The 12,737-nt window shown below is 47.8% G+C and carries 15 protein-coding genes; 14 read left to right on the top strand and 1 reads right to left on the bottom strand.

Annotated elements, in window-relative coordinates; genetic code table 11:
• The first annotated feature begins 29 nt into the window (after positions 1 to 29).
• The 9 genes from EXG77_RS16010 to rsmI are packed head-to-tail and all read left to right on the top strand — an operon-like array spanning position 30 to position 6,487.
• The gene (locus tag EXG77_RS16010) at positions 30 to 1,448 is read left to right on the top strand and encodes an aminotransferase class I/II-fold pyridoxal phosphate-dependent enzyme (RefSeq protein ID WP_035399481.1); all 1,419 of its coding nucleotides are present in this window, start codon (positions 30 to 32) and stop codon (positions 1,446 to 1,448) included.
• Positions 1,445 to 2,083, top strand: a complete 639-nt coding sequence (gene tmk, locus EXG77_RS16015; RefSeq protein WP_035399483.1) for a dTMP kinase — start codon at positions 1,445 to 1,447, stop codon at positions 2,081 to 2,083. The genes EXG77_RS16010 and tmk overlap by 4 nt, the downstream gene beginning before the upstream one ends.
• The gene (locus tag EXG77_RS16020; RefSeq protein ID WP_035399485.1) at positions 2,080 to 2,409 is read left to right on the top strand and encodes a cyclic-di-AMP receptor; all 330 of its coding nucleotides are present in this window, start codon (positions 2,080 to 2,082) and stop codon (positions 2,407 to 2,409) included. Before tmk ends, EXG77_RS16020 begins: the two co-directional genes overlap by 4 nt.
• Complete coding sequence (locus EXG77_RS16025) at positions 2,409 to 3,401, top strand: DNA-directed DNA polymerase (RefSeq protein WP_023466521.1); 993 nt, start codon at positions 2,409 to 2,411, stop codon at positions 3,399 to 3,401. Before EXG77_RS16020 ends, EXG77_RS16025 begins: the two co-directional genes overlap by 1 nt.
• 6 nt (positions 3,402 to 3,407) lie before the next feature.
• On the top strand, positions 3,408 to 4,238 hold the full coding sequence (locus tag EXG77_RS16030) for a stage 0 sporulation family protein (protein WP_029343044.1): 831 nt from the start codon (positions 3,408 to 3,410) through the stop codon (positions 4,236 to 4,238).
• 8 nt (positions 4,239 to 4,246) lie between these two features.
• A complete protein-coding gene (yabA, locus tag EXG77_RS16035) occupies positions 4,247 to 4,597 on the top strand; it encodes a DNA replication initiation control protein YabA (protein WP_119182633.1) in 351 nt (116 codons plus the stop codon).
• Positions 4,598 to 4,648: 51 nt separating this feature from the next.
• Positions 4,649 to 5,386, top strand: coding sequence for a tRNA1(Val) (adenine(37)-N6)-methyltransferase (locus EXG77_RS16040; protein WP_023466526.1), 738 nt, complete (start codon positions 4,649 to 4,651; stop codon positions 5,384 to 5,386).
• Positions 5,379 to 5,633 (top strand): GIY-YIG nuclease family protein, encoded by a 255-nt coding sequence (locus tag EXG77_RS16045; protein ID WP_023466528.1) that lies wholly within the window; start codon positions 5,379 to 5,381, stop codon positions 5,631 to 5,633. Before EXG77_RS16040 ends, EXG77_RS16045 begins: the two co-directional genes overlap by 8 nt.
• On the top strand, positions 5,630 to 6,487 hold the full coding sequence (gene rsmI / locus EXG77_RS16050; protein ID WP_023466530.1) for a 16S rRNA (cytidine(1402)-2'-O)-methyltransferase: 858 nt from the start codon (positions 5,630 to 5,632) through the stop codon (positions 6,485 to 6,487). The genes EXG77_RS16045 and rsmI overlap by 4 nt, the downstream gene beginning before the upstream one ends.
• 35 nt (positions 6,488 to 6,522) lie before the next feature.
• Here rsmI and EXG77_RS16055 read toward each other — a convergent pair whose 3' ends face one another.
• Positions 6,523 to 6,819 carry an AbrB/MazE/SpoVT family DNA-binding domain-containing protein gene (locus EXG77_RS16055; RefSeq protein ID WP_023466531.1) on the bottom strand — a complete coding sequence of 99 codons (297 nt, stop codon included), beginning with the start codon at positions 6,817 to 6,819 and terminating at the stop codon, positions 6,523 to 6,525.
• Positions 6,820 to 7,143: 324 nt separating this feature from the next.
• Between EXG77_RS16055 and metG the strand changes: the two genes are divergently transcribed.
• From metG to rsmA, 5 genes are all read left to right on the top strand, one after another.
• Positions 7,144 to 9,123, top strand: a complete 1,980-nt coding sequence (gene metG / locus EXG77_RS16060) for a methionine--tRNA ligase (protein WP_255343760.1) — start codon at positions 7,144 to 7,146, stop codon at positions 9,121 to 9,123.
• Between the two features lie 59 nt (positions 9,124 to 9,182).
• The gene (locus EXG77_RS16065; RefSeq protein WP_023466535.1) at positions 9,183 to 9,950 is read left to right on the top strand and encodes a TatD family hydrolase; all 768 of its coding nucleotides are present in this window, start codon (positions 9,183 to 9,185) and stop codon (positions 9,948 to 9,950) included.
• Entirely contained in the window at positions 9,947 to 11,218 is a 1,272-nt protein-coding gene (locus tag EXG77_RS16645) for a 3D domain-containing protein (protein WP_035399488.1), read from the top strand. Before EXG77_RS16065 ends, EXG77_RS16645 begins: the two co-directional genes overlap by 4 nt.
• Before the next feature lie 66 nt (positions 11,219 to 11,284).
• Positions 11,285 to 11,842 (top strand): ribonuclease M5, encoded by a 558-nt coding sequence (rnmV, locus tag EXG77_RS16075; RefSeq protein ID WP_023466539.1) that lies wholly within the window; start codon positions 11,285 to 11,287, stop codon positions 11,840 to 11,842.
• Complete coding sequence (gene rsmA / locus EXG77_RS16080; RefSeq protein WP_035399490.1) at positions 11,839 to 12,717, top strand: 16S rRNA (adenine(1518)-N(6)/adenine(1519)-N(6))-dimethyltransferase RsmA; 879 nt, start codon at positions 11,839 to 11,841, stop codon at positions 12,715 to 12,717. The genes rnmV and rsmA overlap by 4 nt, the downstream gene beginning before the upstream one ends.
• Positions 12,718 to 12,737 lie beyond the last annotated feature (20 nt).

Raw genomic sequence — 12,737 nt, forward strand, 5'->3', positions numbered from 1 at the left:
AATCATTTTAGAGGAAAAGGAGTTTTTTCATGAAACACGAACTTCCCATTGTACATGCACTTCAACGTCATTTAGATCGATCGCCCATCTCATGGCATGTTCCTGGTCATAAGAATGGGACATTGACGCCTCTTCCTGACTTCTTTAAATGGGACGTCACAGAATTACCTGGTCTAGATGATTTTCATCATCCGGAAGAGGCTATTGCTGACGCGATAGCTTTGTTGCAAAAAGTCTACGGTGCAAAAGCGAGTCATTTCCTTGTGAATGGTTCGACCGTTGGAAACTGGGCGATGCTTGCCGCTACAGCAACAAGAGGAGAGCGTGTTTATGTACAGCGTAATTCCCATAAATCCGTGTTTAATGCACTAGAATGGTTAGGAATCGAACCGATCTTTCTTGAACCAGACATCCATAAGGAAACGGGAATCAGTGGACATGTTTCACGTGAAACATTAAAGGAAGCGTTTACGAAATATCCAGGAGGAGTCGGCGTGTTTATCACTTCACCGACCTATTACGGGGAAGCAGCTGATATCACGTCACTCGTTCAGCTCACAGCGTCGCACGGGCTCCCTTTATTAGTGGATGAAGCACATGGCGCACACTTCGGTGAAGCATTTGGTGTACGCTCTGCATTTGAATTAGGAGCAACTGCTGTTGTCCAGTCTGCCCATAAAACACTTCCAGCACTGACGATGGGAGCATGGATGCATGAGCGATTTTCAGAAAAGATGAGAAGGAAGTTACAGCGAGCGCTTCAAGCGTTTCAGACTTCGAGTCCTTCATATTTACTCTTGGCTTCATTAGATTACGCCCGTTCCTATCGTGAACAATGGACAGTTAGAGGTATGTCAGATGTTCAAGCTAGTCATGATGCATTCATCGAGGCACTTCAACGGTTCGATCATATGACGGTTCTGCGATTCGATGATTGGTCGCGGATGACATTAACGTATGAGGGATATCCAGGAGATGCGTTGTTGCACGCGTTACGAGCTGTTCAACTCGATGCGGAATTTGCTCTAGGAGATCACGTCGTCTGTATTTTGCCACTTCGTCCGCTCACAAAATCTGAGCAGAATGACTGGGTCCACCGTGTCGAACGAGCCATTCAAATGATGAAATCAGAAGGAATTCCTTTGAAAAGGTATATCGAGCAACCAATTATGGGTAAAATACAGGTATCTGCTTTAGCTTGTTCTTATGAACAGTTAGAACAAGCAACAGGTATGTTCCGTCAGCTGGATGAGTGTATCGGTCATGTTTCACTCGAAACGATTATTCCATACCCGCCAGGCATTCCGTTGATTGTCAGAGGCGAACGCATTACGGCGGAACAGGTACTACGTTTACGACATTATCAAACCGTAGCCGTTCATTTGCAAGGGGGCGAACAATTGCAACGAGGAGCGTTACGCGTCATAGAGGAAGGGTTTGAAGGATGAAAGGTACGTTCATTACTGTCGAAGGACCAGATGGTGCCGGTAAAACGACACAACTACAATTGCTTAGTGATGTGTTAAAAGAAAAAGGCTATAACGTCATGACGACCCGCGAGCCAGGTGGCACGCGCGTTGGGAACGAAATTCGTTCGTTGATTTTGAATCCTGATTTTGAAGAGATGAAAGAGATGACAGAAATTCTGTTGTATGCAGCGTCTCGTGCCCAGCATGTCGAGGAATTGATTCGACCGTCGTTAGAGGCAGGAATAATCGTCTTATGTGACCGATTCGTTGATGCGTCACTTGCGTATCAAGGGTATGGTCTCGGACATCCGATTGATCTCGTGCGTCAAATCAATGATTCTGCAACAGGTGGGTTAGCGCCAGACCGAACGTATTTATTTGATTTAACGGTAACGGATTCTAAAAAACGAATGATGGACCGGGGAGCACTTGATCGAATCGAGCAGCGAGATGATGCGTTTCGTGCCCGCGTCTATGAAGGTTTCCAACAGATTGCAGCATCGGATCCGGAACGGGTGAAGATCGTACAAGCCAATCGATCGATTGAAGCGATTCATCAGGACTTAGTGGAAGATGTCATTACCTATTTAGAAGAAAAGGAGAGATTTTCATGAAAATGGTCATTACGATCGTTCAAGATAAAGATAGCTTACGTTTGGCGGAAGCACTTGTCGAGTATGATTTCCGAGCAACGAAACTGGCAACGACAGGTGGTTTTCTTAAAGAAGGGAACACGACGTTCATGATTGGTGTACAGAGTGAGCGTCTCGATGATTTGTTGCGATTGATCAAAAAGAACTGTTCAAGCCGCGAACAGATGGTTTCTCCAATCTCACCAATGGGTGGTCATGCCGATTCTTATATCCCTTACCCTGTTGAAGTCCAGGTAGGCGGGGCAACGGTCTTCGTCTTGCCAATCGAAGGGTTTCATCAATTCTGATGCAGACGTTTCATGAACTGGAACAGACACAATCGGTCATTTCGACGATTCTTCAAAATTCGTTACGAAACGATCGAATCAATCACGCTTATATCTTCACCGGAGACTATGAGCCGCTTCTACTTGAAGCGGCTCACTTGTTCGCAAAAAGCCTTTTTTGTGAGGACCCGGTCGATGTAGAGCCGTGTGGTGTCTGTCGTAGCTGTCGGCGGATGGAAAGTGGCAACTTGGTCGATTATTATGAAATCGAACCAGATGGCGCGACCATCAAAAAAGAACAGATTCAACAATTGATGCATGATCTCTCACTCCGAGGACTTGAAGGCGATCGTCAGATTTATGTCATTACCCAGTCCCATAAGATGACTCCCCAGGCAGCAAACAGTTTGCTGAAGTTCTTTGAGGAACCAGGAGAAGGAAAAGTGGCTTTATTGTTGACGAATCAACCCCAGCTCCTTTTACCGACGATTCGATCGCGGGGACAGTTATTAAGTTTTCGTCCGGCGGATCGTCAAATGATTGGCGAGGTTTTATCTGAAAAAACGGGACGGGACCACGAGTTGACGCAATTGGCAGCGCGTGTCTATCCAAAAGTCGAGGATGCAGAAGAAGCATTACTCGAAGACTGGTTTGTAAATGCGCGAGCGTCAGTGTTACAATTGATGGAGGAATTAGCGAATCGTCCGGCTGATTTACCACTGTTCGTACAAGAGAAATGGATGGGACAATTCAAAAACCGTCAGGATGTCCGAATCGGTCTTGAACTCGTCACTTGTTTCTTCGAGGATGTCTTACGTCTGAAACTGAATCCGGCGTGGGAAGGTATGACCTATACGAATAGTAAACCCCAACTTGAACAGATGGGGTCCAAGAGCCAGACGACGATCACCCGCTGGTTGCAAGCTGTGCTTGCCGCAGTAAGACGGGTCGAAGCGAATGTTAATCCCCAATTAACAGTTGAGCGTCTCATGTTTGACTTACAGAAAGGGTAGAGCGACATGCTAGAAGTAGTAGGCGTTCGCTTTAAAGAAGCGGGCAAAATTTATTATTTTGCACCTGGACAAGAGTCATTATCACGAGGACAAGCAGTCATCGTTGAGACGGTACGGGGCATTGAATATGGCGAAGTGGTCATCGCCGATAAACAAATGGACGAAGAAGATGTGGTGTTGCCACTGAAATCCATTCTTCGGATTGCTGACGATAAGGATGCAATGATCGTCCGCGAAAATAAAGTCGCAGCGCTTGATGCGCATGCGGTATGTGTCGAAAAAATCCGTGAACATAAACTCGATATGAAATTGGTCGATGTCGAGTACACGTTTGATCGCAATAAGGTCATCTTCTACTTCACGGCAGAAGGACGTGTTGACTTCCGTGAGCTCGTCAAAGATTTAGCGGCGGTCTTCCGGACGCGTATCGAACTCCGTCAAATCGGTGTTCGGGATGAAGCGAAGTTACTGGGAGGCATCGGTCCGTGTGGTCGTGTCTTATGTTGTTCATCTTTCCTCGGTGAGTTCGAACCGGTTTCGATCAAGATGGCAAAAGATCAAAACCTGTCGTTGAATCCGACGAAGATTTCAGGAGTATGTGGTCGTTTGATGTGCTGCCTGAAATACGAGAACGATACGTATGAAGAAATGCGCCGTGATTTGCCGGACTACGGAAAACGTTTGACAGTACCTGAAGGCGAAGGACGCGTCGTTGGTTTGAACATCCTCGATCAAGTCGTTCAAATCGAACTGAAGGATCGTTCCCGCGTCTTGACGTATTCAATGGAAGAACTATTATCCGTTGGTGCCGTAAAACCAAAACGACCAAAAGAATAACGGGGTGCATACGCGTGGAGAGAGTCGATAAAAAAGAAATCATTACGCGTGTCGATGCGATTGAGCAACAGATTCATTTGCTGACTGAGCATCTGAGCGTGTTAAAGGATCAGCTGGCTTACATGATGGAAGAGAACCAACATCTGTACCTGGAGAATCATCATCTTCGAGAAAAAGTCGAACGCGATGAACAACAGCCGGTCACGGAAGCGGAAGAAGCGGAAGCAGGCGTCGGTGCGGGCTACGATAATCTCGGGCGATTGTACCAGGAAGGGTTCCACATCTGTAACTTGCATTATGGACAAGTACGAAAAGACGGCGATTGTCTCTTTTGCTTATCCATGTTAACGAAACATTGAGAGGCTGACTTCTACATGAGTCAGTCTTTTTTTCGGAAAGGAAGGCACGACATGTTTGAACTATTACCAGACGAACGACTTGATTATCTCTTAGGACAGGAAGGGAAAATCATTCAAAGTCCATCCGTCTTCTCGTATTCACTTGACGCGGCACTGCTCGCACGATTTGCGTGGGTCCCGATTCAACAGGGACGGATTGCCGATCTCTGTTCAGGAAACGGTGCAATTCCACTCTTTTTATCCTACCGGACGAAAGGGCAGATCACGGGTCTTGAAATCCAGCCACGACTAGCGGAGATGGCACGACGGAGCGTCACCTTGAATGAACTGAACGACCGGATTGAGATGATTGAAGGGGACGTCAAAGAGGCGGGAGCGCGTCTTGGATACGGCATCTATGATGCTGTCACCTGCAATCCGCCATATTTTTTAGCAAATGAGACATCGAACCAAAACCAAAGTGAACATTATACGATTGCAAGGCACGAAGTCCTCTGTACCCTTGAAGACTGTATTCGAGGTGCATCTGATTTGTTGAAACAAGGCGGAAAAGCAGCGTTCGTTCATCGACCGGAACGACTGCTCGATATCGTCACCTTGATGCGGACGTATCGCTTGGAACCGAAACGGATGCAGCTGATTTATCCGAAAGCAGGGAAGGAAGCAAACATGCTCTTGATCGAGGGGATCAAGGATGCAAAACCTGGACTGAAGGTGCTTCCCCCATTCATCGTCTATGAAGCGGACAACTCGTATGCGGCTCAGATGAAAGAACTGTTCGATGTCTGAGCATGCAGTCTATATCGTTCGGTGCCAAGATGATACGTATTATACGGGTTACGCCGTAGACGTCACACAACGCATTGCGACACATAACGCAGGTAAGGGTGCGAAGTATACACGTGCCCGTCTGCCGGTCGTCCTCGTTCATCAGGAAGTTTTCGCGACGAAGTCAGAGGCAATGAAGCGGGAATATGCGATTAAACAATTAACCCGTTCACAAAAAGAACGGTTGATTCAAGGAGGAACCTCATGAAAGCGACGAGTAGCTATCAACAGCAAGGAGCCGGTCTCTATATCGTCCCGACACCAATCGGCAATTTAGAAGACATGACGTATCGGGCCGTACGGATTTTACAGGAATCCGATATCGTCGCAGCAGAAGATACGCGGCAGACGATGAAACTGTTTCGACACTTTTCGATTGAGTCGAAGCTTGTCAGTTACCATGAACACAATAAACAAACAAGCGGCGAACGACTCCTCGCTGATTTAGAGGCAGGAAAACAAATTGCCCTCGTCTCCGACGCTGGTATGCCTGGCATCTCGGACCCGGGAAGCGATCTGATTCGCCAAGCGATTGCAACAGACATCCCTGTCATCGTTCTTCCGGGTGCGAACGCTGCATTGACCGCTCTTGTCGCGTCCGGATTATCGACGGAACGCTTTTTATATTACGGCTTTTTGCCACGGAAGAAAAAAGAGCGTCGCGAAGCGTTGGAGCAATTGAAATACGAAACCGGAACGCTCGTCTTTTATGAAGCACCGCATCGTTTGAAAGAGATGTTGCAAGGGATCGAGGAAGTACTCGGTGATCGTCAGGTGACGTTAGCCCGGGAACTAACGAAACGGTATGAGGAATACATTCGGGGGAGCGTGAGTGAATTACGCGCTTGGGCAGCAGAAGACGTTCGGGGCGAGTTCGTCGTCCTCGTTGAAGGATCAAACGAAGAACGACCGGAAGCGGTCATCCAAGACAGTGATCCGCTCGAGCAAATCCGTCGGTATATCGAAGAAGGCGAAAAGCCGAATGCAGCGTTGAAGCGTGTCGCCAAGGAACGGGGACTGGATCGTCAGGAGCTGTATCTTGCGTTTCACGAAGCAGATTAAAAAAAGGAAGCCCCGTCAGGAGCTTCCTTTTTTGTTTACTCGTTGCTTGCGTAATGACGATCGAGGAAATCTTTTAATTCAACGAGAACGCGTTGTGCGCCATCTGGTGAAAGAATCAATTTACCATCAGCCAATTTGAAGTTATCTTCTGATACTTCTCCTGTTACTTGGCAAGTCATGTTTGGTTTATATTTTTTAAGGATGATCTGTTCGTTGTCGACATAGATCTCGAGGGCATCCTTTTCTGCAATTTGAAGTGTACGGCGTAATTCGATTGGAATTACGACACGACCGAGCTCGTCTACCTTACGTACAATACCTGTTGATTTCATTTTGTTGTTCCTCCTTTGATGTCATGGATCTCTTTTTCTTTTGAAAAATCGTCAAAATTCGACATCGTTTCTATAGAATGTAGAATACTAGACTTTCCAAAAGTAGTCAACCAATCTGAATAGCTTGAAATCAAAATGTCATTTATTTCTCAAAAACACCATATTTGAAACGATTTATTAATACATTTTCCCTTTTTAAAGGAAATGAAACTATAGAGTGTGTTTTTTTGTAATTTGATGTCTGATGTCAAAAAATGTTTCGATTCGACAAAAAGTGAGTTTCGACATCAGTCCCGTAACAGCGTATAATAGCCTATAATGAAGATGGAAATCAGAGAACGGAGGAATAACATGGCAAAGACATTTTATATCACGACCCCGATTTATTATCCAAGTGCAAAACTACATATCGGTCACGCGTACACGACGGTGGCTGGAGATGCGATGGCACGATACAAACGACTTCAAGGATTTGATGTCCGGTATTTGACAGGTAGCGATGAGCACGGTCAAAAGATCCAGGAAAAAGCAGCAGAAGCAGGGATTTCGGAACAGGCATTCGTCGACGGTGTCGTCGAACAGATTAAAGTCTTATGGGATCGTCTCGACATCTCGTACGATGATTATATCCGGACGACAGAACCACGTCACAAGAAAGTCGTCGAAAAAGTGTTCGAGACACTTCTTGAATCAGGCGATATCTATTTAGGTGAATACGAAGGTTGGTATTCGATTCCGGATGAGACGTACTATACGGAATCACAACTCGTCGACGGGAAGAGCCCTGACAGTGGACACCCGGTCGAGCTCGTTCGCGAAGAATGTTACTTCTTCCGGATCAGTAAGTACGCGGACCGTCTGCTTGAGTACTTTGAAGCGAATCCGTCATTCATCTTGCCAGAATCACGTAAACACGAAATGATCAATAACTTCATTAAACCAGGTCTTCAAGACTTAGCGGTCTCACGGACGACATTCAACTGGGGTGTACAAGTCCCGTCGAATCCAAAACACGTCGTCTACGTCTGGATCGATGCGTTGACGAACTACATCTCGTCACTTGGTTATGGTACGGACGATCACGGTAACTTCGATAAGTACTGGCCAGCAGATGTCCATCTCGTCGGAAAAGAAATCGTTCGTTTCCACACGATCATCTGGCCTGCACTCTTGATGGCACTTGACCTCCCATTACCGAAGAAAGTCTTCGCACATGGTTGGTTGTTGATGAAAGACGGAAAAATGTCGAAATCAAAAGGAAACGTCGTCGATCCGATTCCGTTGACGGATCGCTACGGTCTCGACGCCCTTCGTTACTACCTCTTACGGGAAGTGCCATTCGGTTCGGACGGTATGTTCACACCTGAAGCATTCGTTGAGCGGATGAACTATGATTTGGCGAACGATCTCGGGAACTTACTCAACCGGACGATCGCGATGGTCACGAAATACTTTGATGGTGAGATCCCAGCCTATACAGGTAATGTGACACCGTTTGATGCGACACTGTCGGATCTTGCAAAAGAAACGGTCACGAAAGTCGAAGCATCGATGGAACACATGGAATTCTCTGTCGTACTGTCGAACATTTGGCAATTGATCAGCCGTGCCAATAAATACATCGATGAGACACAACCGTGGGTGCTTGCAAAAGACGAATCCAAAACGGCGGAACTCGGTTCTGTCATGGTGCATCTCGTTGGCGTCTTGCGTCACGTGGCGATCATGTTGCAACCGTTCATGACGCGTTCACCAAAAGAGATCTTCGCGCAACTGGGTCTCTCTGGACAAGCGATGGACTGGGCAGCGCTCGAGAAATTCGCAGACATCGCACCAGGAACAAAAGTCGGTACAGCGACACCAATCTTCCCACGTCTCGACGTCAAAGAAGAAGTCGAAGCAATCGTCGACATGATGCGCCAAGCTTCTGCAGCACGTGTTGAGGAAGAGGAAGTTGAAGAAGAAGACGAAGATATTCGTCCAGAAACGACAATCGATGTCTTTGACCAAATCGAACTCCGTGTCGGTGAAGTCGTGACGGCTGAAAAGATCAAAAAGGCGAAAAAACTATTGAAGTTACAAGTCGATATGGGCAAAGAAACACGCCAAATCGTCTCTGGTATCGCTCAGTGGTATGAGCCGGAAGATTTAGTCGGACGAAAAGTCATCGTCGTGGCGAACTTAAAACCGGTCACGTTACGTGGCGAACTCTCACAAGGAATGGTCCTTGCTGCTGAAAAAGCAGGAAAACTTGAACTGGCGACGGTTCCGTCAACGATGGCGAACGGCGCAAGCGTAAAATAAAACCGATGCCTGTGGACTCCATGTCACAGGCATTTTTTTAAAGAAGGAGTCGAACAGCTATGTTAATCGATACACACACTCACTTAAATGCAGACCAATTCGCGGACGACGTCCACGAGACGATTGAGCGGGCACGCGCGAACGGTGTCTCACCGATGATCGTCGTCGGATTTGATCATAAGACGATTGATCGTGCGATGGAACTCGTCGAAGCGTACGATGATCTTTATGCGGTCATCGGGTGGCATCCCGTCGACTCGATTGATTTTGATGAGGAAGCGTACCAAAAGGTCGAACGGTTGATGGATCACGAAAAAGTCGTTGCGCTTGGAGAAATTGGGCTCGACTATCACTGGGATACGTCACCGAAAGATGTGCAGCAGGAAGCTTTTCGTAAACAAATCCGGCTTGCGAAGCAGAAAAAGAAGCCGATCGTCATCCACAACCGGGAAGCGACAGAAGATACATTACGGATTCTTGAAGAAGAAGATGCGAAAGAAGTCGGTGGGATTCTGCATAGCTACAGCATGAGTGCTGAATTATTACCACGCTGCCTGGCGATGAACTTCTATATTTCACTCGGAGGTCCCGTCACGTTCAAGAATGCGAAGATGCCGAAGCGTGTTGCGCAGGAAGTCCCGCTCGATCGTCTACTCGTCGAGACGGATTGTCCGTATCTGACACCGACGCCACACCGCGGGAAACGCAACGAACCCGCTTATGTCCGGTTCGTCGCTGAAGAGATTGCGCAGCTCCGTGGCATGATGTATGCCGACGTCGAAGCAGCAACGACCGAAAATGCCAAACGGGTCTTCCGCTTGCCATGATGCGTTCGTTGACGTTTACTACGATTGGATTCAGCCTCTTACTTGTTGCTGCACTCATCTATGGAATGATGGATCATCCACAAACCGTGACCGTCTTGATTGATGGACAAGAGCAGCAAATTGAAACGACAGCCGATTCCGTTTATGGCGTACTTAAAGAAGCAGGCATCACGACGCGAACGAATGACATCATCGAACCAGCGCTCAGTGCTGATTTACCAGAAAAACGGTTGATCGTCATTCAGCGTGCGAAAGAGATCACACTGATCATGGGCTATGGTGAATCCCGTCGTGTTCGGACGCAGGCGCGCCAAGTGAAGGATTTGCTGGCAGAACGTGGTATCAAGAAAGCGGAGACGGATGATATCTATCCGTCCTCTGACGCTGTTCTGAAGAGTGGCATGACGGTGCGATACCGAGAAGCTTTTCCTGTTGATCTTGTCGTCGGTGGAAAAGCCCGACAACTCTACACATATGAGACGTCGGTCCGGGAATTGTTAGCGCGAGAAGGGATTCGCTTGCAAAAAGAAGATCGGGTCGCTCCAGATCCCGACACCCGCGTGACGGAAGGGACGTTGATTACGGTCAACACGACACGTCGTGCAACGTTGACGCAGGAACAGCTCGTTCCGTTTGAGATCGAAGAAGTCGAGGACCCAACTTTACCGGAAGGCGAACAACTCGTGACGGCATCTGGTCGTCCAGGTGTCCGAACGAAAAAGTATCAATTGACGCTTGCTAACGGTTTGAGCAAAGAGAAAAAACTGATTGGTGATCAAGTGACGCAGACACCCGTCAAACAAGTCGTCAAAGTCGGAACCAAACCGGTCGAGACACCCGTCGAAGCGCCTGTCTTCAACGAAGAACAGGCGACGAATCCGTTAGCTGAAACACCGAGGGCCGATACGGATCTTGATTTTGCAAGTGCGAAGAGCTTGATGGTCGAAGCGACGGCGTATACGAACGATCCAGCTTCAAACGGCAGTCGTTTGTATAACGGTCGTGCCTTGACCGCGACCGGGTATGACGTGACGGATACGATCACCTATCAAGGGATGCCGATTATCGCGGTTGATCCGAAGGTCATTCCGCTTGGTACGAAGGTCTACGTCGAAGGAGTGGGGCTTGCGATCGCCCTCGATACCGGTGGCGCCATCAAAGGCAATAAGATTGATGTCTTGGTCGACGGAGAACAAACAGCGAAGACGTTCGGTCGAAAACAACTGCAAGTCTGGGTCATTCCTAGTGCAACGGAAGCGGACACGTGACGCTTCCTTGTTTTTTTCGTGGAAACAGGTACAATTACGAGAGTGTTTGAAGAAGGTGGAGAGATCATGCGGAAACGCTTAAAAGAAGTCATCGTCGTCGAAGGACGGGATGATACGACACGATTACAAGAAGTCTTTGATGTCGATACAATTGAAACGAACGGCTCAGCCGTCAACGAACAAACGATGCAACGCATCGAGAAGGCACTCGAGCGGCGCGGTGTCATCATTTTCACGGATCCTGATTTTCCAGGAGATCGTATCCGTGCTCGAATCAATGAACGCGTACCAGGCTGTAAACATGCTTATCTTCCGCGTGCTCAAGCAAAAGACAAACGAGGCAAAATCGGTGTGGAGCATGCCTCACCTGCCGCAATCGAAGAAGCACTCGCTGCTGTCTATGAGACGGAAGAAGCACCGGTTGCTGAAGTGACACGTGAGATGATTCTGGCAGCTGATTTGATTGGTGGACCAGCAGCCTCGATCCGCCGTCGTCGTCTCGGTCAGATTCTTGCGATTGGTGAACCAAATGCCAAACAACTTGTCAAACGCGTCGCATCAATCCGGATCACGCGGGCAGAATGGGAAGCGGCTTTGAAACAATTAGAGGAGGAAGAAGTTTGAAAGACATTGCTACATTGCACCGGACGAAGGAAATTTTAGCGAAACATGGCTTTTCGTTTAAAAAATCGTTAGGACAAAATTTTTTAATCGATTTAAACGTATTAGGAAACATCGTCGGAGCAGCTGGATTAACGCCGGAGAGCGGCGTACTCGAGATCGGACCAGGAATCGGCTCATTGACGGAACAATCGGCGAAACAGGCGAAAAAAGTCGTCGCTCTTGAAATCGATCAGCGTCTACTACCGATTCTTGACGATACACTTTCACCGTATCCTCATACGAAGGTCATTCACGGTGATGCCCTTGAACTGGATCTTTCGACGATCGTCGCAGAAGAGTTCACGCAAGAAGGCATCACTGACATTGCCGTCGTCGCGAACCTCCCGTATTACGTCACGACACCGATCATCATGCGGATTCTAGAAGCGAAAGCACCGTTTCGGACGCTCGTCATGATGATTCAAAAGGAAGTCGCTGAACGAATCGGTGCAAAACCGGGCACAAAAGCATACGGTTCTCTATCGATCGCGATTCAGTATTATGCGGAAGCTGAAGTCTGCTTCACGGTTCCAAAACAAGTCTTCATCCCAGCACCAAACGTTGATTCAGCTGTCATCCGTTTGAACATTCGAAAAGAGCCAGCGGTACAGACGCAAGATGAGGTCCTCTTCTTCGAAATCGTCCGAGCAAGTTTTGCACAACGTCGGAAAACGATTCTGAACAACTTGACGACACACTTTGGGAAGACAGAAAAGGCGGCGGTCGAAGCGGCATTGTTAGAAGCTGGAATCGAACCACGTCGTCGCGGAGAAACGCTCAGCCTGCAGGAATTCGCACAGTTAGCGGATGCACTTTTGCCAATTAAAAAACGTTGACGGATACGATTAGAACAGAT

The sequence above is a fragment of the Exiguobacterium sp. OS-77 genome (assembly GCF_000414195.2).
In the GTDB taxonomy this organism is placed as follows: Bacteria; Bacillota; Bacilli; order Exiguobacteriales; family Exiguobacteriaceae; genus Exiguobacterium_A; species Exiguobacterium_A indicum.